Raw genomic sequence first — 19,973 nt, 5'->3', positions numbered from 1 at the left:
GATTACGTGAAGCGCATGTCTATTAAACCGCTCATCATCCTTCCCGATCCCGTCCTGCGCGAGCTTTCCAAGCCTGTCGAGCGCTTTGACGATCAGTTGCGCAAATTTGCCGGCGACATGCTCGACACGATGTATGACGCGCCGGGCATTGGCCTCGCCGCCATTCAGGTGGGCGAACCTCTGCAGATGCTTGTCATTGATCTTGCCAAGGAAGACGAGCCCAAGGCGCCGCATGTCTTCATCAATCCGGAGATTGTCGCCTCATCAGACGAACGCAGCGTCTATGAAGAAGGCTGTCTTTCGATCCCGGATTATTATGCGGAGGTCGAGCGGCCTGCGAGTATCACGGTCAATTATTTCGATGCGGATGGCAAGGAAAAGTCGATAGAAGCCGATGGGCTGATGGCGACCTGTTTGCAGCATGAAATCGACCATCTCAATGGCATACTGTTTATCGATCATATCTCCAAGCTCAAGCGCGATATGGTCATCAAGAAGTTCAAGAAGCTCGCCAGCCAGCGCGCGTCAAACAGGGCTTTGTGATGCGGATTATCTTTATGGGGACGCCGGATTTCTCCGTGCCAATCCTCACAGCCATCATCGGACAGGGCTATGATGTCGTTGCTGTTTATTCGCAGCCACCGCGTCCGGCTGGCCGTCGCGGACTGGAACTGACAAAGTCGCCGGTGCATGAAAAGGCCGAGGAATTCGGCATTCCGGTCTTCACACCGAAAAGCCTGAGAGGCGCCGAAGAGCAGGACGTTTTTGCGAGCCTTGAAGCGGATGTGGCAATCGTCGTGGCTTATGGCCTTCTGCTGCCACAGGCAATTCTCGATGCGCCGCGCCTTGGATGTTACAATGGTCATGCCTCGCTTCTGCCGCGCTGGCGCGGGGCTGCTCCCATTCAGCGCTCCATCATGTCGGGCGACACTGAAACCGGCATGATGATCATGAAAATGGATGCGGGGCTTGATACCGGTCCTGTCGCCATGGCCGAAAAAGTTGCGATCACGCCGGACATGACAGCTGGAGAGCTGCATGATCGTCTCAGCATGATCGGTGCCGATCTGATGGTGCGTGCGCTTGGTGCGCTTGAGCGCGAAAGTCTCGCACTTCAGCCCCAGGCTGAAGAAGGTGTGACTTATGCCGCCAAGATCGATAAGGCCGAGGCGCGGATCGATTGGTCGAAGCCTGCTAAGGACGTTCACAACACCATCCGTGGCATTGCTCCATTTCCGGGCGCATGGTGCGAGATGGAAATCAACGGCGCGGTTGAACGTGTCAAACTCCAGCGCTCTACATTGGGCGAGGGAAGCGGCGCTCCGGGCACTGTACTTGACGATCGCCTGACGATCGCGTGCGGCGAGGGTGCTGTGCGGCTCGTCACGCTACAACGTTCAGGCGGGAAGCCCTTGCCTGCGCAGGAGTTTTTGCGTGGTGCAACAGTGACGAAGGTTCTCTGAGCGGTGCCTCGTTACAAGATCACTGTCGAATATGACGGCACGCCTTATGTCGGCTGGCAGCGGCAGGAAAATGGCCATGCTGTTCAGAACGCAATTGAGCAGGCGTTTAAAAAGTTCTGCGGCGAAGATCTGACATTGAGCGCGGCAGGCCGCACTGATGCAGGCGTTCATGCGAGCGCGCAGGTCATTCATGTCGATCTGACAAAAGATTGGGGTGCTGCGAAAGTGCGCGATGCGCTCAATGCGCATCTGGTGATGGCTGATGAACGCATCAGCATTCTCAATGTCGAGAAGACGACGGATGCTTTTGACGCGCGTTTTTCGGCGCGTGCCCGGCACTATCTTTATCGCATTCACAATCGTCGTGCGCCGCTGGCGATTGATTATCAGCGCGTTTGGTGGGTGCAGAAACGCCTTGACCACGAAGCGATGCATGAGGCTGCCAAGCGGCTTCTGGGCGAACATGATTTTACGACATTTCGCGCAACGCAATGTCAGGCAAAAAGCCCGATCAAAACGCTTGACCGGCTCGATGTCACGCGCAATGGCGATTATGTCGAAATGCGCGTTTCAGCGCGTTCGTTCCTGCATAATCAGGTGCGCTCCTTTGCGGGAAGCCTGATGGAAGTGGGGGTTGGCCGCTGGACGGCTGATGATTTGCAGGCCGCACTCGAGGCCAAAGATCGCAAAGCCTGTGGTCAGGTCGCGCCGCCCTATGGCCTCTATCTGATCGGCGTTGATTACCCGTTTCCGTTTTAAAAACTGTTCGCACCAATCCCAATGCCAAAAAGCTGTTGCAGGAACACTGTGATAAACAGTGAGCCGAAGAACATGCAGGCAAAGAACGGGGCCACATAAGCGTGTGGGCGTTGCAGCACGATAAAGGTCAGCCGGTAGCTCAGGATGATCGAGATGGTGAAGAGCACCAGCGCAAACAGTGTCGCGATATCAAGAAAACCCGGAAAGAACAGCTGCAGCAGTGTGATTGGCGCGAAAAGCCATGCGAGAAAGGCGCTGCCCCAATTGATGGCGATTACATAGGCTGCATAGCGCTTTGCAATGCCAATCCGTTTGGCAAGCATCCCGACGATTGCGAGTGGGATGACCCATGCGGCAACATCCACAAATGCGGCGCGCATGACGATGGCAAGGCGTATGCCTGCCTCATCGCTCCCTGCGGTCAGATCCGCCGCATAGGCAACCCATGTTGCTAAAAGCGGCGGAAGAGCGACGACAATCGCATAGAAAGATGTCCAGAAATCTTCTGCGGAGATGTCGAGATATGCGAGGCCGTCCTTGCGGCCAAGCATCATCTTCCAGACGCCCGTGAAATATCTGAAAACATCATCCAGACTGGGCATGGCGTTCCTCTAGCCAAAAAAATCAGCGATGAATCGTTCGTAAATCTGTGTGAGACCTTCAAGATCAGACAAGGCGACACGTTCGTCAACCATGTGCATGGTCTGTCCGACAAGCCCGAATTCAACCACCGGACAATAATCCTTGATGAAACGCGCGTCCGATGTGCCGCCTGACGTGGAAAGCGCCGGGCGCTTGCCGGTGACCGCTTCCACAGAAGCGGTCAGTGTGCCGATCAGCTTTTCGTCGCGGGTGAGAAACACGTGGCTCGGGTTCTCGCGCCATGTCAGCTCATACTTGATTGGGGCTTCCCGGCCCGGACGCAGACGGTCGTTGCGCGAAGCCTTTTCAAGGCGCGAGATGATCTCGGCCTTCAGGCTGTCTGCGGTCCATGAATCGTTGAAGCGGATATTGAAGGAAGCGGTTGCCTTGTTGGCGATGACGTTGGTTGCCGTGTTGCCCACATCAACCGTTGTCACTTCCATGTTGCTGGCCTGAAAATCAGCCGTGCCTTCATCGAAAGCCGGATAAAGCAGGCCGTCGATCAGCGTGGTGACGCCACGAACCGGATTTTCTGCCAGATGCGGATAAGCAGCGTGACCCTGCACGCCATGCACTGTGATTGTGCCGGAGATCGAGCCGCGACGCCCGATCTTGATCATGTCGCCGAGGGTGTTCGGGTTGGTTGGTTCGCCAACAAGGGAAGCGTCCCAGGTTTCACCCCTGTCCTTGGCCCATTGCAGCAGCTTTTCGGTGCCGTTAACGGCCGGTCCTTCTTCATCACCTGTGATGAGGAAGGAGATGCTGCCCTTGAGGCTGTCATGCTTTTCAATATGGCGCGCAACAGCAGCCACAAAGCAGGCGATGCCGCCCTTCATATCGACTGCGCCACGGCCATACATGATGCCGTCTTCGATCGCGGCAGAGAAAGGCGGGTGTTTCCAGTCGCTTTCATTGCCCGGAGGCACGACATCGGTGTGGCCTGCAAACATTAGATGAGCGCCATTTCCGGATTTGCGCGCATAAAGGTTTTCAATGTCCGGCGTGTCTTCGTCCGTGAAGACCGGGCGCTGAATGGAAAAGCCCATTGGCTCAAGCATCGCTTCTAAGGCCGTCAGCGCGCCACCTTCAGCGGGCGTTACGGACGGGCAGCGGATGAGAGCGGCGAGGTTATCGGCGGGATTGGTAGGAAGGCTCATGATGTCGATGCTTTGTTCCGGGAATCGTATGGGCCTGAGATTAGATCGGGAAGCTTTCAGATGAAATAGCAATCGCCTCTTTCGATAAACAAGTTCGAGGGTGTGTAAAAATCGCAGCTTTTCTCAGGCCGTTGCAATTTGCGAATGAAATTTCCTTGACCAGAGGGGCTTTGTCATCGTTAGTTAAAAAAAGGTTGATAGCGAGATCCAGAAAATGGGCCGGTCAACCGGGGAATTGTCACTTGAAATTGTTTCTGGCGACATTTTAAAAATGGGAATCTGCCATGCGTTTACTGGTTTGTGCATCTGCAGCTATAATTTTCGGAGCGTCACTTTTACCGGCCAAAGCTGCGCAATGGAGTGAAGCCGGTGGACTGACCAGCATTCCCTATGGCCATCTTGATTATTGCAAGCGTAACCCGCGTGATTGCGGTTCACATCGTGTGCAGGCTCCTATGAAGCTGACACCTGATCGCATGAAGATGCTGCAAGCCGTCAACGCATCCGTTAATGCTGCCATCAAGCCGGTTTCCGATCAGGATAATTACGGTAAGCGCGATTACTGGACTATTCCGAAGAATGGCAAGGGTGATTGTGAAGACTATGTGCTTTTAAAGCGTGCCAAGCTTTTGGCAAAGGGTATCAGCGCGTCGCAGTTGCTGATTACCATGGTTCAGGGCAGCGAGGCGCATATTGTGCTGAGCGTGCGCACGGATCATGGCGACTTTATTCTCGACAATATGCGCTCGGAAGTGCTGCCGCTGGAGAAGACATCATATCGCTATATCAAGATGCAGTCGCCGGGCAATTCCGGTCAATGGGTGTCGATTGCAGGCCGAGGTATGACGGTTGCTAATAATTGATATGGGGTAGCTGCCTTTGCAAAAGGCAGTTATCTTTTGAAGAAAATGGACAGGGTCGCATTGTGCGGCCCTATTATTTTTCCGGTTGGGTGCGCGCGGATAAAGCATTCAAACGCTGTCAAAACTGATTTGCGGATCATGTCGAGGATGAAACGTTCAGCCACCAAATTGTCGCCAATGAGCTTTATTGTTCGATATTAATATACAGTGATTGCAAACAGACTGTTCAGGAAAAATGAACAAAAATACCCTTATAACAGTTGCGTGAATGCTGATATATGATTTAAATAATTGTTTATAAAGAGTATTTTTTAGAAAACCGGTTGATGGTGAAAAAATTGTTTGCACGAATGTGTGATTAAGAAAACATTTTTGTGACTGGAACTTTCTCCCACTGTCACCCATTTGAGGTGCATCAGGACGATGCGCAGAACGTCGTCATGTGACTAAGGAGATAGAAAATGAATAAGTTTGTTCTTGCTGCTGCTGCGCTTGCTCTGAGCGCCGGTGCTGCTTTTGCTGAAAACCCACATGTTGGTGAACCAGCTGATCTTTATGCAAATGACCGTACGCCGGTTGCAACACAGGGTGTTGATTACTCGGCACCTGCGTCGATCAATTCGACCTATAAGGATGGTTCTGCAAACCGCTTCGGTGATGCATCGCCATCAAGCTACCAGAACTAAGCATTTGATCAAAAATCTGGTTATGGGGCTTCGATTTTATCGTGTCATAGCCAGTCGATCACATCGTGAGTACGCCCTCCCAAGGTGCTCATAGATTGATCAAGAAGATAGAGAATTTAACACATCTCCCCGGAGGATGGCTGCTTGCCATCCTGACGTCCCCGAAAGGAAAGGCGAATTGCCATCCGATGGGGGGATAGAAGGACTATGAAAATGAAGAAGTTCGTTCTTGCTGCAGCCGCTCTTGCTCTGAGCGCCGGTGCCGCTTTCGCTGAAAACCCAAATGTTGGTATACCAGCTGATCTTTATGCAAATGATCGTACGCCAGTGGCAACACAGGGCGTCGATTACACCGCTCCTGCTTCCATTCACACGCAGACCTATAGCGATGGTTCCGCACATCGTTTTGGTGATGCATCGCCATCAAGCTACCAGAACTAAATTTGAGAGCTTGTTTGCGGACCGCCTTGTCAATTTTATCAAGGCGGCCCGCATCAAATACTGTCCGTAAATATTGCTGTTACTGAATATATGTTTTTTTAAAAGTATAGTAATTTAATTGATTAAATATATCTGAATTTTTTACTTAAAAGGTTTGAAAAATGAAAAAAATTTCGATTGCCATCCTCACCCTAACGTTGAGCGCGGGAGCTGCTTACGCTGAAAATCCTTTCGTTGGTGAACCGCCCGCTATGGCCGCCCAGGATAAATTAAACATTCTCCCTGGCAATCCATCCATTTCTGCCATGAAGAGGGATGTGGATTATACTGCACCTGCATCCATTAATAGTGGAAACCATAACACCAGCCGCGCGAACCGCCTCCATCGTCACGATGGATCAGCGCATCGGTTTGGCGATGCTTCACCTGCAAGCTATCCGCAAGGGGACTGGCATTGAGGCATTCCTGATTGAGCGTTTGACTTTGCCTGCATTGGCAGTCGTCGAAGTGCTTTCGGATTATTCTTAAAAAAAAGGCGAAGCTTTCGGGCTTCGCCTTTTTGGTTTGGTCATGCAGGCAAATTAGTCGCGCAGCAATTCATTGATCGAGGTCTTGGAGCGGGTCTTTTCATCGACGCGTTTGACGATCACGGCGCAATAAAGGCTTGGCCCCCAGTTTTCGCCCGGGACGTTTTTGCCGGGCATGGTGCCAGCAACAACGACCGAATATGGTGGGACTTCGCCGTAGAAGACTTCGCCTGTCGCACGGTCGACGATCTTGGTCGACTTACCAATAAACACACCCATGCCGAGCACGGCACCTTCGCGAACGATACAGCCTTCGACGACTTCCGAACGCGCACCAATGAAGCAGTTGTCTTCGATGATGGTCGGGCCTGCCTGCATTGGTTCCAGAACGCCGCCAATGCCGACGCCGCCGGAAAGATGCACGTTCTTGCCGATCTGTGCACAGGAGCCCACAGTCGCCCAGGTGTCGACCATCGTTCCTTCATCGACATAAGCGCCGAGGTTGACGAAAGACGGCATCAGAATCGCGTTGGGCGCGATGTAAGCGGAATGACGGACCACGCAGTTTGGAACAGCGCGGAAACCGGCCTTTTCGAATTCATTGGCTGTCCAGCCGTCGAACTTGGAAGGAACCTTGTCCCACCAGGAAGACTGGCCGGGGCCACCCTTGATGACTTCCATCGGGTTGAGACGGAAAGAAAGCAGGACGGCTTTCTTGAGCCACTGATTAACCTGCCAGTTGCCGTCCGCCTGTTTTTCTGCCACACGCGCTTCACCGCGATCAAGCATAAGCAGCGACTGCTCAACAGCATCGCGCACTTCGCCGCGCGTTGTCGTGTTAATGCCATCGCGCTCGTCAAAAGCCTTTTCGATGACCTTTTCAAGGGAGGCGAAATCTGGCTTGGTCATAGGGCGGTCTCCATAAAATGGCAGGATAAGCGGCTGCCGTCTTTTGGTCGGCAGTTGTCACAGAAGTGATTAAGCGAAGGGAACATATGGGTCAATCGCGATATTGTGGGAAATAACTGAACGCGGTTGGGCCAGATTAAGAATTTAGCGCCCAAATTGATGCTAAGGCATCAATACGCATTGAAATTGAAGGAGCAGGCAAGCATGAACCCAATGGAGAAGTCCGGCTGGACGCCTTTCCCCAATTCTGAGGAAGCCGTTAAACAGGCGCGCACTGTGCCTCAGACACCTCAGACCGAAGCTCCGGCATATCGTCTTGCCTTTATGGACGATGACTTCATGACCCGACGCGACATGCGTCCGGTCCGGCTTCAGCTTGAGCTTCTTAAACCAGAACTGATCCTTGCGGATCGCGGCATCAAGTCTACGGTTGTCATGTTCGGCGGCGCACGTATTCCGGAGCCGGGCGGTGAAGCCTGGGCTGCGAAGAACGAAGTGCAGAAAAAAAACCTTGAGGCCAATGCGCGCTATTATGAAGAAGCGCGCAAATTTGCCCGCATCTGCTCGGAATATTCGGCAACCACCTATTATCGTGAATTCATCATTGTCACAGGCGGCGGTCCGGGCGTGATGGAGGCTGGCAACCGCGGTGCCGCCGATGTTGGTGCGCCGACCATTGGCCTTAATATCGTGTTGCCGCATGAGCAGGCACCAAACGCGTATGTAACGCCAGAACTCTGCTTCAACTTCCATTATTTTGCGCTGCGCAAAATGCATTTTCTGATGCGTGCAAAGGCCGTCTGCGTCTTCCCCGGCGGCTTCGGTACGATGGATGAACTCTTTGAAGCGATGACGCTGATTCAGACAGACCGTATGGAGCGTATGCCGCTCATCCTGTTTGGCAAAGATTTCTGGAGCAAGGCGATCAATATCGAGTTTCTGGCAGAGCAAGGCACAATTTCGCCTGCGGATATTGAGCTGCTGACTTTTGTTGAGACTGCGGACGAAGCATGGGATGAGATCAAAAAATTCTACAATCTCTGAATAAGAATGTAGAAGCCCGGCTGTTATCAGCCGGGCATTTTTTATCGCTCTGTAATAATGGTTTGTAGAAACTGGGTCAGATTGTCGGTGACATAATCGACCTGATCGGTGAATTCGGGATCGCTTTCCCATATTTCGGAGAATGTGGGTTCAAAATTGTTTGGAACCACCAGCACGGTTTTCATGCCCAATGTTTTTGGCACAACAAGATTGCGCGCCAGATCTTCGAACATCACAGCCTTTTGTGCATCAACGCCGAATGCCCCAAGAAAACGATCATAAGTGACGCGCTCTGGCTTGGGCGTCAGGCCTGCTGCAACGATGTCGAAAATATCGTCGAAATCATCGAGAATACCGAGCTGTTGTGCTGCACGTTCTGCATGGCCGCGATCACCATTGGTGAAGATGAAACGGCGGCCGGGCAGGGCGCGAATGGCTTCCCCCAGTGCCGGGTCCGGTTTCAACCATGTGTAATCAATGTCGTGGACCTTTTTGAGAAAGTCGTCGGGATCAATCTGATGGCATTCCATCAGGCCTTTCAGCGTGGTGCCATATTCCAGATAAAACTGCTTCTGAATCCTGCGCGCTTCCTCCCGCGGCAATTTCAGGAGGGTCTCGACATAGCTCGTCATCCGCACGTCGATCTGCGAAAACAGATCGGTTGCATGCGGATAGAGCGTATTGTCGAGATCGAATATCCAGTCAGTGACATGGGCAAAGGCTGGAGCGTCGGGTTGGTTGGTCATGGTTTTATTACGGCACGATCAGCGTGCCGGCGCCATGCTCGGTGAAAAGTTCGAGCAGGACCGCATGCGGTGTCTTGCCATTGAGAATGACCACGCCCTCAACGCCGCGACGGATCGCATCGATACAGGTTTCTACCTTCGGAATCATGCCGCCGGAAATCGTGCCGTCTTTGATCAGCGCCTGTGCATCGGCGACGGATAATTCCTTGATCAGGTTCTTATCCTTGTCGAGAACACCCGGAACATCCGTCAGGAACAGAAGGCGTGTTGCAGCCAGCGCGCCAGCAATAGCGCCTGCAAATGTATCGGCATTGATGTTGTAGGTGTGACCATCGCGACCCGGAGCCACAGGCGCAATAACCGGGATCATTTCGGAGCGCGCCAAAAGATCGAGAAGTGTGCGGTCAACTTCGGCGGGTTCGCCGACAAAGCCCAGATCAAGCACTTTTTCAATGTTGGAATCCGGGTCGAGCACTGTCTTGTGCGCTTTTTGCGCAAAAACCAAATTACCGTCTTTGCCACAAAGACCAATAGCCCATTCACCTTCAGCGTTAATGAGGGCGACAATTTCCTTGTTGATGGAACCGGCCAGAACCATTTCCACCACTTCAACCGTCTTTTCATCGGTGACGCGAAGGCCGCCTTCAAAGCGCGATTCGATGCCGAGCTTGGTCAGCATGGCCTGAATCTGCGGGCCACCGCCATGAACAACGATCGGATTGATGCCTGATTGTTTTAAAAGCGCTATGTCGCGGGCGAAGGCTTTGCCCAGCTCCGGGTTGCCCATAGCGTGGCCGCCATATTTGACGACGACATTCTTGTTTTCATAGCGCTGCATATAGGGCAGGGCTGCGGACAGGAGTTGCGCTTGCATTTCAGGATTTTCAAGAGTCGTCATCGCGGTTTCCATGGCTGGCGACAGAGGCAAGAGAGGCAGGCTTTTCTAAGCAATATGCGGTGCGGTGTAAAACGGTTTTCCGTTTTTTGTTCGCGATAATTTGAATGCGTTGCGAAAGATCGCCGCATTAAAATCTTTTGTGAGCGTTAGAAGATTGCTCATTTGCATATTCTTGAATGGAATAATTTTATGCGACGCGTATTTTTTACGTCTTTGATTTTGCTGGCGGGTATCAGTGCTTCGCAGGCGGCATCGACCACAGAAACGATCATCATGCTGCGCCATGGCGAAAAGCCGGAGCAGGGCCTTGGACAACTCAATTGTCAGGGGCTTAACCGGTCGCTGAAACTGCCTGCGGTGATCGCGCAAAAATTTGGCAAGCCGGATGTGATTTTTGCGCCCGACCCTGCACAGATGAAGGAGGATAAGGGCGTAAGCTACGCTTATAATCGTCCGCTCGCCACGATTGAGCCGACAGCGATCGCCTTTGGAATGCCTGTAGACACGCGTTTTGGCTATCAGGATATCAGAGCGTTGCAGAAAGTGCTTGAGCAGCCAGAATATGCTGGCAAGACGGTGCTGATCAGCTGGGAGCACAAGCAGATCGCCAAGCTTGCCGAAGGGCTTTTAACGGATAACGGGGGCGACAAAACCATCGTTCCCAAGTGGCGTGGCGATGATTTTGACAGCATTTATGTTCTTCACATCATGCGCGATGGTGCGAACACCACCACGCGATTTGAGCGGCTTAATCAGAGGCTAAACCATCAGCCCACTGTGTGCCCCAGTTAGAGCGCATACGCAAAAGTAGAAACCGGTTATTGGAGCAAGATGCGTGCCGTTGCGAAGCTCTTACGCGCTTCGCAGGCATTTGCCGTCACTTATTGCTTTGCGACGAGCGCAATGGCTGCGCGCAACTCATCAAGGCCCAAGCCTTTTTCAGATGAGGTTGTGATAATGCCAGGGAAGCATGCCGCACGCTTTTTCGTGAGTGCGTTGGTTTCTTCGATCAGGCGTGGAATGCCTGCGGCCTTGATCTTGTCGATCTTGGTCAGGACGATCTGATAAGAAACGGCAGCCTTGTCGAGCAGATCGAGCACTTCGGCGTCGTTTTTCTTGATGCCGTGGCGCGAGTCAATGAGCACATAAACGCGCTTCAAGGTGGTGCGTCCACGCAGATAGTCGAATACGAGACGCGTCCAAGCATCGACATGGGATTTTGGCGCTTCCGCAAAACCATAGCCCGGCATGTCGACCAGAGCGAGCGGTGGCAGATCACCATTCTCGCCGGAATAACCATCGGGAACGAAATAGTTGAGTTCCTGTGTGCGGCCCGGCGTGTTGGATGTACGGGCAAGGCCCTTTTTGCCAACAAGCGCATTGATCAGCGATGATTTGCCAACATTGGAACGACCTGCAAAGGCAATTTCAACCGGACCTTCTGGTGGCAGGAATTTCATCGAAGGCACACCACGAATGAAGATCCACGATTTTTTGAAGAGCAGGCGCCCTTCTTCGACCAAAGCTGCGTGTGCTGCGCGGGTTGCATCTGCTGCTAACTGGGCGGCTGCCTGCTTTTTATCCTGATCGCTCAATGTGGTCTTCCTGATACGTGTCTTTTATTAAGTACACGCATCAATGCTATGCGCTGCATTGTCAACCGCTGAGCATGATGGAGCACAAAAAAAGCCCGATCTTACGACCGGGCTTTTGTCTTTTTACTTTTTCGCCTCTTTTGGCTTTCGCTTGAAGAGGGCTTTGATATTGTCGAAGAGTTCGATCTTTACCCCCTGACGCTTCATGATGAAGCCCTGCTGGAGGATCGACAATGTGTTGTTCCATGCCCAGTAGATCACAAGTCCGGCCGGGAACGATGCCAGCATGAACGTGAAGATGATTGGCATCCAGGTGAAGATCATCGCCTGTGTTGGATCTGGAGGCGTTGGGTTCATGCGCATCTGAAGGAACATGGTGATGCCCATAATGATTGGCCAGACGCCGATCATCAGGAAGGCTGGCACTGCATAAGGCAACAGACCAAACAGATTGAAGATCGATGTTGGATCTGGTGCCGCAAGGTCGTGAATCCAGCCAAAGAACGGCGCATGGCGCATTTCAATGGTGACGTAGAGAACCTTATAGAGCGCAAAAAACACCGGAATCTGAACCAGCACCGGCCAGCAACCTGCAAGCGGGTTGATCTTCTCCTGCTTGTAAAGCTGCATCATTTCCTGCTGCTGCTTCATCTTGTCATCCGCATATTTTTCGCGGATTTCCGTCATTTTAGGCTGCACCAGCTTCATGCGTGCCATCGACTTGTACGACTTGTTGGCAAGCGGAAAGAACAGACCCTTGAGCAGAACAGTGACAACCAGAATGGCGACGCCGAAATTGCCGGAGAACTTGTAAATCCAGTCGATGAGGTAGAACATCGGCTTGGTGATGAAGTAGAACCAGCCCCAGTCGATCAGCAGCTCGAACTGCTTGATACCAAGCTTTGTTTCGTAGTTCTGGATTTCCTGAACCACTTTCGCACCAGCGAAAACATGGTTCTTGATCGTCTGCGACTGACCGGCATCAATCGTGATTGGTGCGCCAAGAAGATCGGACTGATAACGCGGACGTCCATCGGTAAAGTGCGAGAAACGCGCGGTGAATTTTTCATTCTGAGGTGGAACGAGCGTCGCCGCCCAGTATTTGTCGGTGATACCGACCCAGCCGCCAGTGACATCCTTGAACGAAATGTCCTTGTCGTCTTCAACCTTGGAATATTTGATTTCCTGCAAGCCGTCCTGGCCCATGACGCCGATCAGGCCTTCATGGAGAACATAGGTTGCGCTTGCGTGCTCAGGCTGGTTGAAGCGGGTGACGCGACCATAGGAGGCCAGCGAAACCGGCGCGCCTGCGTTGTTTGTGATCGTGTCATCAACCTCGAACATATAGGCATCATCGACTGAGATGACGCGCTTGAAGGTGATGTTCTTGTCGTTGGTGTAAGTCAGTGTAACCGGCGACGATGGCGTCAGCTTGTTGTTGCCTTCAACCGTCCAGACAGTATTGGGGCCGGGAACAGTTCCGGTTGTCTCATTGCCTGTGAAGCCGAGCTCGACGAAATAGCCCTGCTTCAGTGCAGATGGCGCAAGCAGTTCGATTTCAGGTGAATCTGGATTGACCGTTTCACGATATTTCTTGAGATAGAGATCATCAAGACGTGCACCGGTCAGGTTGATCGAACCGCGCAGGGAGGGCGTATCGATGTCAACGCGTTGCGACTGCGCAACAGCAGCTTCACGGGTGAGTGTTCCAGCTGCGGCTGCACCATCGCTATGACCCGGAACTGTGCCGGAAGCTGTATTGGGCAACTGCGGGGTATCGCCAGCTGCACCACTTTGGGTTGCCTGCTGGGTCTGGCGCTGTTGCTCTTCAATACGTGTTTGCTCCCGCTGGGCTTCCGATTTCGGGCCCAGATAAAACACTTGCCACAGAGTCAATACAAGGATGGACAGGGCAATGGTGATGAAGAAATTACGATTATTTTCCATTGACGGGTCCTGATTCCGGTCTTTCCGTTCGGCGTTTCTTTTCACTCCGCCGTCCATCCGTCGCTTTTATGCGTTTGGAGAGTTCTGCGGTGAGCTGCGAAAAGGGCGCAGTGAGTGCTTGCTCGCGTGCTACGATCACATAGTCTGTAGAAGGCGCCATGTCACTCCCTACGTGACAACGAACCGCTTCTCTTAACCTGCGACGGATACGATTTCGTACCACTGCATTGCCGTTTTTCTTGGTGACGGTGAAGCCTGCGCGGGGTTTTTCGCCGATTTTCGCGGCTTTAGATTCTTCTTCAGACCGTTCCCGGACCTCCAAAAGAAACAGTGGACCACGCCGTTTTTCACCATTCCTGACAGACAAAAACTCCGCTCTCTTGCGAAGGCGGAGTATTTGTTTCTGCTTTTTCATATCTTTATTCACCGCGCTGGTCGCGCGGGGAAAGATTAAGCGGAAAGCCGCTTGCGGCCGCGCGAACGGCGAGCGGCAAGAACCTTACGTCCTGCAGCAGTTGCCATGCGTGCACGGAAACCGTGACGACGCTTGCGGACGATGTTTGATGGCTGGAAAGTGCGCTTCATTTATTTAATACCGCGGTGTGCGGCCCTTCTTGGTTCTGTCTATTGAACAGGAGCTGGTTCTTAACCCAAAAGGAAGACAGCGAAAGCCATCCATTAACCCCCATGGGCGAACGTGCTGCGGCTTATAGGGAAAGGTGCCTGAAGAGTCAATCGTCCGGCAAGAAATCTCAAGCGTATCAGCAGTTCAGCATTGCCAAAGCGGGCGGAGGCTTTCATAAGGATGCGCAACATTTTTACATGCGGGTCAATTCCGCAGCAGTCATGAGAGGAGTTCACCATGAGCATCCGTCGTATCGAAGTCGGACCACGCATGAGCCAGGCCGTTGTTCACGGCAATACCGTTTATCTCGCTGGGCAGGTTGGAAATCCGGGCGAAAGCGTGACCGATCAGACCAAGGCTGTTCTGGCTGAAGTTGACCGTCTTCTCGCGGCCGCAGGTTCGGACAAGTCGAAGATTCTTCAGGCCATCATCTGGCTTGCAGACATGAAGGATTTTGGCGAAATGAACGCGGTCTGGGATAGCTGGGTCGACAAGGCCAACACGCCAGCCCGCGCGACCGGTGAAGCAGCACTTGCAACGCCTGATTACAAGGTCGAAATCATCATTACGGCTGCAATCTGATAGATTGCAATTTGCTGATTGATTTAAAACCCTGCGCGAGCGGGGTTTTCTATTTGCGTATGCGCTCTGAATAGTTTTCGCGGCCGCCTGCCTGCGCCTTTGCATCAATCGATGCACGTTCCCTTATCTGTTCTATCGTGCCCTGGTCCTTGAGCCAGCCATGCTCGTGAAGATAATCCGGCAGATATCCAGACAGAAGAATGCGGTAATCGAATGGAATGCCCGGATCGAGCACGCGCACCATCTGGAAAATGATGGTCGTGCAGTTCGTAACCACAGTGTTGTAGAATCTGGGTTGTTGGGCCAGATCGTTGGCGCGTTCTACATAGGAGAGAAACAGTTCTTTTGCCGCTGCCGGTGACAGATCGATCTGATAGCGATAGACGTCTTCGTCGCGCACATTGGTGCGCAGGAAAATAATGTCGCTTTCTTCGGCAGCGATCATTGCAAGTTCAAACTCTCGGAAGAAACCACCGATCGCCGAATAGACTTCGTGGTGCTCTTTGCGGATTTCGCCCGAGAAGACAACGTGGCGTCCATCTTCAAAGCCGAACGACAAAAGGGTGTGCGCAATTGCCGGGCCTGTCCAGTAGGACAGATATGCATCCACGGAGCTTATTTTGTCGAGGTCGTAGGTTTCGTCTTTCCAGTTTGGTGTGAAATCGTCCGTTGTCCGCCAGTCGAAATCACGCACATTGAAAAGCGTGACATGATTGCCAGCAATTTTACCAGTGACAGTGCGGGCGACATCAGGCGCCCAGATGCGGTCAAGCGAGGGGCGGATGGTGGCCCACCAACCCAGAAACACAAGTGCGAGCAGACAGAAAAGCAGCCGTTTGCGGCGGCAAAAGATTTGCCGCTCGCCTGCAATCACCCAAAGCGCAATGGCAATCCAGGCTGTAATGATTGAGCCGCGCACAGCGTTGCCAAAGGGCAGCTGAAACCACATCCCGAAGCTTGACCAGATTGTAAAGATTATAACGAATAGGATGAAGACGAATTTGCCTGCGAAGCGTAAGCACTTGGATTTTACTTTAGAAGACATGGACATCCCATATTCGCCGGCAGCTTCGTTTATCAAAACTGTGGCGATACTGGCATGATTTGCATTGTTATGTCATTGCTAATCCTTTGTTGCGGGCAATTTATCCGCCAGATTAAAACTTAAAGAAAAACAGCAGCGCGCTTATTTCTTGAGTATTGCCGCTGTCTGTTGTGAGCGCTTTATTTGTTTGGTCGGTTTGGTAAAGGGACGTGCCACACGCCATAGCAGAAGTACTGCGACAATTGCTGCATAGATGATTGGCTCTGCGGGCCAGCTTTTGACGGACATGAGGAAATGGAGCGCGCCACCGGCAATGGCTATATAGACCAGTTTGTGCAATGTGATCCAGCGCCGACCGAGCTTGCGGATTGACCACATGTTGGAGGTGAGCGCCAGCGGTATCAAAAGCACAAAGCTGATCATGCCAATGGTGATGAAGGGGCGGCGGATAATATCGGCAATAACCACCTGAATATTGAGAGCCTGATCCAGAACCATATAGACGGCCATATGCATCAGCACATAATAAAAGGCGAGCAATCCGAGTGCCCGGCGATACCGTAAAAAGCTGATGCCTGTCAGGTCACGGATGGGTGTGACAAGCAGCGTCAGAATCAGAAAGCGGAGCGCCCAAAGCCCAAGCATATGCTCGAAGCTTTTGACAGGATCAGCGCCAAGTTGATTGCTTGCACCTAAATAAAACGCCCAGACAGCCGGAACGAACCCGAGACCATAAAGGCCCCATATTTTCAATTCTGTGATGTGCGCCGATCTGGCTTTTGTGGGTGCCATGTCAGTAATTTTTCCGCAGATCCATGCCATCGTAAAGCGAAGCAACCTCTTCGGCATAGCCATTGAAGGGCAGGGTGGGGCGCCGGCTGGAGCCAAAGAAACTGCCTTCGCCGATACGCCGCTCTGTTGCCTGTGACCAGCGGGGATGATCCACATCAGGGTTCACATTGGCATAGAAGCCATATTCATTGGCGGCCTGCTGCTGCCATGATGTCGGCGGTTGTTTTTCAACAAAGCTGATTTTGGTGATCGATTTGATGCCCTTGAAACCGTATTTCCATGGCACGACGAGACGAACGGGCGCGCCATTGGCGTTGGGGAGCGTTTCGCCATAAAGGCCGACTGACAGGATCGTGAGCGGATGCATGGCTTCATCAAGGCGCAGGCCTTCGACGTAAGGCCAGTTCAAAACCTGAAACAGTCCTGTCTGGCCGGGCATTTCTTCCGGGCGGACCACGCCCGTAAAGGCTATGTATTTTGCAGAACCCAACGGCTCGACCTGCGCGAGCAGGCTTGCCAGCGGAAAGCCAATCCAAGGAATGACCATGGACCAAGCTTCAACGCAACGCATCCGGTAGATGCGCTCTTCAAGCGGCATTTTGGCGATCAGTTCCTGCATGTCGAATTCTTTGGGCTGTTTAACCAAACCATCGACTTTCAATCGCCACGGCAGTGGTTTGAAATTGCCGGAATTGGCGGAAGGGTCGCTCTTGTCTGTGCCAAATTCGTAGAAATTATTGTAGGTTGTAACGGCCTCTTTGGGTGTCAATTTTTCATCGACCTTATAGACGGAAGCCGCTGCCTTTAATGGGTCCGCGAAAGCCGCTGAAGCCAAGCCTGTTGCAGCAAGAGCGCCTGCGCCGATTAACAATTCTCGCCGACGCAGATAGATATTCTTTGGCGTCACTTCGCTTGAACCAAGATGGGCAGACGAATAACGGCCGGGTTTGAAACTGCTCATAATGAAATCCTTGTTGTCAGGATAATTCGCAGACGTCGTGAGCCTTTCATGCTTTGATGAAAGCAGAGGAAAGGCTCCAACGGTTTCATTGTCGCATTTTCCACGCAAAAGGCGCACGCATTTTTGTTTGTGATGCTTATTGTTACGCTAAACACGTCAAAAACATGGATTTTTTATACCCCTTTTTTATGCTCGCAGTTTTTTGATGATGATGCATGTGTAACACGAATGTGACAATCGGTAATTTTCCGTGTTTTTGTCACAATCTTGCTTAATCAATGTTGTTAAGGAGCTGCTATGCAGAAATGGCAGAGGGTGTAACGCACTCGGGTGGAGCTGTCTTAAAACCTTCGTTAACATATCAGTGGCAAGTTGAGCTTATGGTAAAGAAGACGTTTATAGCTGCCATGATGATGGCGCTTACAGCAACAACAGGGACCGCCCTTGCTGAAGGGTTGCCCAAGCCGATTAAGGTTGTGAGCAAGTCCCAGAGCTTGGCTGTCAGGGGCATTCCCGCCTCGATGAAAAATGAAATTGGCACTCCCCAGCTTGGTGAGGGCGTAACGATGCGCGATAAAAAGATGGACGCTGAAACAACTCCCGAACATAATTTTTCGCGTAGCAAGCGCTTCATTTATCGCTTCTACAAGCCTGAGAATGTCTCCAATGAGCTGGTTATTCTGCTGCATGGTTCGGGCGGCAATGAAGCAAGTCTTGTGCCGATGGCTTCCAAAATCTGGCCACGTGCAACGCTTCTGGGTATTCGCGGACGTGTCATGCAGGATGGCGGCACGCGCTGGTACAAGCGCCTTACACCGGTCAAGTTTGACCAAAAAGATGTGAAACTGGAAGCCAATGCATTCGTGACCTTCCTTTCGCGTCTTGCCGACGAAAAAGAGCTGGATCTGCCGCATGCGACTTTTGTTGGTTACTCCAACGGGGCCAATCTTCTGGCTGCAACGATGATGCTGCACCCGGATCTGGTGAAGCGGGCTGTGCTGATGCGGTCAATGCCGGTTCTCGACAATGTGCCGGTTGCCAATCTTAGCAAAGCGCGTGTGCTGACGATTACAGGTCAGGAAGACAAGCTTTATTCGCCATTTGCGCCGGCGCTTTCAGCGTTGTTGCGCTCTGGCGGTGCGAAGGTTGATGCCCGTACAATCGAGGCTGATCATATGCTTGGTGAAAAAGATGCGGCTGCAATCAGTCAATGGGTTGCGTCGCTGGGTCCGGACGGTGGGGCAACCGTTACGATGAAAGCGAAGTAATAACAAAAGGCCCCAATCGGGGCCTCTTGTTTAACGACCTTGTTCAGGTGGTTGTTATATCTATGACGCCACAATCGCCCGTTTCAGAGCCGAATGCCAGACGGCTGCCCTGATTGTCCCAGCCCATGCTGGTGATGGCACCTTTGCCACCACGACGCAGCAATACTTCCTTCTGATCTTCAAACCGCACCAGAAGAATCATGCCGTCATTATAACCGATGGCTGCAATGTCTTCGATCGGGTGACAGGCAACAGCCGTGACCATGCTGTCGCCGCGCAGGCCAAGTTCCAGCGGAGCCTTGCCCATCGGGCCGTCTTTGCCGGCAAAAGGCCAGACGATTGCAGCCGGTGCACCGGAGGTGGCAAGCCATTTGCCCTTCACGCTCCATGACCAGTCCTTGACCTTGGCCGGATAGCCGGTCATGCGCATGTGTCGGCTGTCTTCCAGACGCCAGCCATGCAGTGCATTTTCCTGCATCGACGTAATCAGGAAGCGGCCGTCTGGCGAGAAAATCACGTCGATATGGGCGCCTTTCCACTCAAGTTCGACAGGTTTTGCTTCTGTGCCGGTCCAGATCAAGGTTGCACCATTGTAGCGTGCGATTGCCAGACGCTGACCTTTTGGCGCAAAAGCAATGCCTTCGACACTGCGTTCCTGCACAAACTCCTGCGCTTTGCCATTGGATGGGCGCACCCATGCCGAGCGGCCAGAGGCAAAAGCCACGGTTCCGCTGGGGCCGCTTGCAACTGCGGTCATCCACTTGCGTGGCACTTTTGCAAGTTCCGTGACCGTACCATCCGATGCGGTCTGGCAAACGCGGCCATCTTCACCGCCTGTTAGCAGCGCTTTGCCGTCAAAGGTCAGCGTTGCACTGAGAAGGCCGTCATGAGCGGTGCTGGTTTGGTGGCCATTGTCCAGCCGGTGGACAGTGCCATCGGCTAGAGCAAAGAAGGGATTGCCGCTGATAAAGCGTGCATAAAGGCAATGACCATCAAGGTCGAGCGGGGCAACTGTAGGCATCA

General features: G+C 52.6%; 24 protein-coding genes. 11 read left to right on the top strand and 13 right to left on the bottom strand.

The window, feature by feature from the left end:
• The first annotated feature begins 15 nt into the window (after positions 1-15).
• The 3 genes from def to truA are packed head-to-tail and all read left to right on the top strand — an operon-like array spanning position 16 to position 2,222.
• Positions 16-543 carry a peptide deformylase gene (def, locus tag ABE530_RS07040; protein WP_499694070.1) on the top strand — a complete coding sequence of 176 codons (528 nt, stop codon included), beginning with the start codon at positions 16-18 and terminating at the stop codon, positions 541-543.
• The gene (gene fmt / locus ABE530_RS07035; RefSeq protein WP_499694069.1) at positions 543-1,463 is read left to right on the top strand and encodes a methionyl-tRNA formyltransferase; all 921 of its coding nucleotides are present in this window, start codon (positions 543-545) and stop codon (positions 1,461-1,463) included. The genes def and fmt overlap by 1 nt, the downstream gene beginning before the upstream one ends.
• A 3-nt stretch (positions 1,464-1,466) precedes the next feature.
• Positions 1,467-2,222 carry a tRNA pseudouridine(38-40) synthase TruA gene (gene truA / locus ABE530_RS07030; protein ID WP_265986494.1) on the top strand — a complete coding sequence of 252 codons (756 nt, stop codon included), beginning with the start codon at positions 1,467-1,469 and terminating at the stop codon, positions 2,220-2,222.
• Here the strand turns inward: truA and ABE530_RS07025 are convergent.
• Together ABE530_RS07025 and dapE are read right to left on the bottom strand one after the other, a co-directional pair.
• Positions 2,219-2,824, bottom strand: a complete 606-nt coding sequence (locus ABE530_RS07025) for a hypothetical protein (protein ID WP_265986495.1) — start codon at positions 2,822-2,824, stop codon at positions 2,219-2,221. The two genes, truA and ABE530_RS07025, sit on opposite strands and share 4 nt — an antisense overlap.
• A 9-nt stretch (positions 2,825-2,833) precedes the next feature.
• Complete coding sequence (gene dapE / locus ABE530_RS07020) at positions 2,834-4,021, bottom strand: succinyl-diaminopimelate desuccinylase (protein ID WP_499694068.1); 1,188 nt, start codon at positions 4,019-4,021, stop codon at positions 2,834-2,836.
• A gap of 284 nt (positions 4,022-4,305) precedes the next feature.
• On the opposite strand from dapE, the gene ABE530_RS07015 reads away from it, so the two are divergent.
• The 4 genes from ABE530_RS07015 to ABE530_RS07000 all read left to right on the top strand — a co-directional run bounded on the left by ABE530_RS07015 (position 4,306) and on the right by ABE530_RS07000 (position 6,469).
• Entirely contained in the window at positions 4,306-4,884 is a 579-nt protein-coding gene (locus ABE530_RS07015; protein WP_499694067.1) for a transglutaminase-like cysteine peptidase, read from the top strand.
• Positions 4,885-5,345: 461 nt separating this feature from the next.
• Complete coding sequence (locus tag ABE530_RS07010) at positions 5,346-5,570, top strand: hypothetical protein (RefSeq protein ID WP_265986498.1); 225 nt, start codon at positions 5,346-5,348, stop codon at positions 5,568-5,570.
• A 213-nt stretch (positions 5,571-5,783) separates the two neighbouring features.
• The gene (locus ABE530_RS07005) at positions 5,784-6,011 is read left to right on the top strand and encodes a hypothetical protein (RefSeq protein WP_265986499.1); all 228 of its coding nucleotides are present in this window, start codon (positions 5,784-5,786) and stop codon (positions 6,009-6,011) included.
• A gap of 161 nt (positions 6,012-6,172) precedes the next feature.
• A complete protein-coding gene (locus tag ABE530_RS07000; protein WP_499694066.1) occupies positions 6,173-6,469 on the top strand; it encodes a hypothetical protein in 297 nt (98 codons plus the stop codon).
• Between the two features lie 123 nt (positions 6,470-6,592).
• Here ABE530_RS07000 and dapD read toward each other — a convergent pair whose 3' ends face one another.
• On the bottom strand, positions 6,593-7,447 hold the full coding sequence (gene dapD, locus ABE530_RS06995; protein WP_265986501.1) for a 2,3,4,5-tetrahydropyridine-2,6-dicarboxylate N-succinyltransferase: 855 nt from the start codon (positions 7,445-7,447) through the stop codon (positions 6,593-6,595).
• A 204-nt stretch (positions 7,448-7,651) separates the two neighbouring features.
• Here dapD and ABE530_RS06990 point away from each other — a divergent pair, with 204 nt between their 5' ends.
• Complete coding sequence (locus ABE530_RS06990) at positions 7,652-8,491, top strand: LOG family protein (RefSeq protein ID WP_499694065.1); 840 nt, start codon at positions 7,652-7,654, stop codon at positions 8,489-8,491.
• A 41-nt stretch (positions 8,492-8,532) separates the two neighbouring features.
• Here ABE530_RS06990 and ABE530_RS06985 read toward each other — a convergent pair whose 3' ends face one another.
• Both ABE530_RS06985 and argB read right to left on the bottom strand, forming a co-directional pair.
• Positions 8,533-9,237, bottom strand: a complete 705-nt coding sequence (locus ABE530_RS06985; protein WP_499694064.1) for a pyrimidine 5'-nucleotidase — start codon at positions 9,235-9,237, stop codon at positions 8,533-8,535.
• Between the two features lie 7 nt (positions 9,238-9,244).
• Positions 9,245-10,135: an acetylglutamate kinase gene (gene argB / locus ABE530_RS06980; RefSeq protein WP_265986504.1), complete on the bottom strand. Its 891-nt coding sequence runs from the start codon at positions 10,133-10,135 to the stop codon at positions 9,245-9,247.
• Positions 10,136-10,324: 189 nt separating this feature from the next.
• Between argB and ABE530_RS06975 the strand changes: the two genes are divergently transcribed.
• Entirely contained in the window at positions 10,325-10,927 is a 603-nt protein-coding gene (locus tag ABE530_RS06975; RefSeq protein ID WP_499694063.1) for a hypothetical protein, read from the top strand.
• Between the two features lie 89 nt (positions 10,928-11,016).
• Here the strand turns inward: ABE530_RS06975 and yihA are convergent, their stop codons facing one another.
• The 4 genes from yihA to rpmH all read right to left on the bottom strand — a co-directional run bounded on the left by yihA (position 11,017) and on the right by rpmH (position 14,262).
• Positions 11,017-11,730 (bottom strand): ribosome biogenesis GTP-binding protein YihA/YsxC, encoded by a 714-nt coding sequence (yihA, locus tag ABE530_RS06970; protein WP_499694062.1) that lies wholly within the window; start codon positions 11,728-11,730, stop codon positions 11,017-11,019.
• A 123-nt stretch (positions 11,731-11,853) separates the two neighbouring features.
• A complete protein-coding gene (gene yidC / locus ABE530_RS06965) occupies positions 11,854-13,677 on the bottom strand; it encodes a membrane protein insertase YidC (RefSeq protein WP_265986506.1) in 1,824 nt (607 codons plus the stop codon).
• Positions 13,667-14,092 (bottom strand): ribonuclease P protein component, encoded by a 426-nt coding sequence (gene rnpA / locus ABE530_RS06960; protein WP_265986507.1) that lies wholly within the window; start codon positions 14,090-14,092, stop codon positions 13,667-13,669. Before rnpA ends, yidC begins: the two co-directional genes overlap by 11 nt.
• A gap of 35 nt (positions 14,093-14,127) precedes the next feature.
• Positions 14,128-14,262, bottom strand: a complete 135-nt coding sequence (gene rpmH, locus ABE530_RS06955) for a 50S ribosomal protein L34 (protein ID WP_265986508.1) — start codon at positions 14,260-14,262, stop codon at positions 14,128-14,130.
• Positions 14,263-14,539: 277 nt separating this feature from the next.
• Here rpmH and ABE530_RS06950 point away from each other — a divergent pair, with 277 nt between their 5' ends.
• Positions 14,540-14,884 carry a RidA family protein gene (locus ABE530_RS06950; protein WP_265986509.1) on the top strand — a complete coding sequence of 115 codons (345 nt, stop codon included), beginning with the start codon at positions 14,540-14,542 and terminating at the stop codon, positions 14,882-14,884.
• Positions 14,885-14,933: 49 nt separating this feature from the next.
• On the opposite strand, the gene ABE530_RS06945 is transcribed toward ABE530_RS06950, so the two are convergent.
• From ABE530_RS06945 to msrP, 3 genes are all read right to left on the bottom strand, one after another.
• Complete coding sequence (locus ABE530_RS06945; protein ID WP_499694061.1) at positions 14,934-15,929, bottom strand: Lnb N-terminal periplasmic domain-containing protein; 996 nt, start codon at positions 15,927-15,929, stop codon at positions 14,934-14,936.
• A gap of 141 nt (positions 15,930-16,070) precedes the next feature.
• Positions 16,071-16,721, bottom strand: coding sequence for a protein-methionine-sulfoxide reductase heme-binding subunit MsrQ (msrQ, locus tag ABE530_RS06940; protein WP_499694060.1), 651 nt, complete (start codon positions 16,719-16,721; stop codon positions 16,071-16,073).
• Between the two features lies 1 nt (position 16,722).
• Entirely contained in the window at positions 16,723-17,682 is a 960-nt protein-coding gene (gene msrP, locus ABE530_RS06935; RefSeq protein WP_265986512.1) for a protein-methionine-sulfoxide reductase catalytic subunit MsrP, read from the bottom strand.
• A gap of 380 nt (positions 17,683-18,062) precedes the next feature.
• Between msrP and ABE530_RS06930 the strand changes: the two genes are divergently transcribed.
• Positions 18,063-18,950 carry an alpha/beta hydrolase gene (locus ABE530_RS06930; RefSeq protein WP_499694059.1) on the top strand — a complete coding sequence of 296 codons (888 nt, stop codon included), beginning with the start codon at positions 18,063-18,065 and terminating at the stop codon, positions 18,948-18,950.
• Positions 18,951-18,993: 43 nt separating this feature from the next.
• Here the strand turns inward: ABE530_RS06930 and ABE530_RS06925 are convergent, their stop codons facing one another.
• Positions 18,994-19,971, bottom strand: a complete 978-nt coding sequence (locus tag ABE530_RS06925; RefSeq protein WP_499694058.1) for a WD40 repeat domain-containing protein — start codon at positions 19,969-19,971, stop codon at positions 18,994-18,996.
• Between the last annotated feature and the right edge of the window lie 2 nt (positions 19,972-19,973).

It is taken from the genome of Brucella sp. TWI559, assembly GCF_039674265.1.
GTDB classification, from domain to species: Bacteria; Pseudomonadota; Alphaproteobacteria; order Rhizobiales; family Rhizobiaceae; genus Brucella; species Brucella chromiisoli.
Note: the sequence above shows the minus strand (reverse complement) of the source record. Positions and strands in the feature narration are given on the sequence as shown.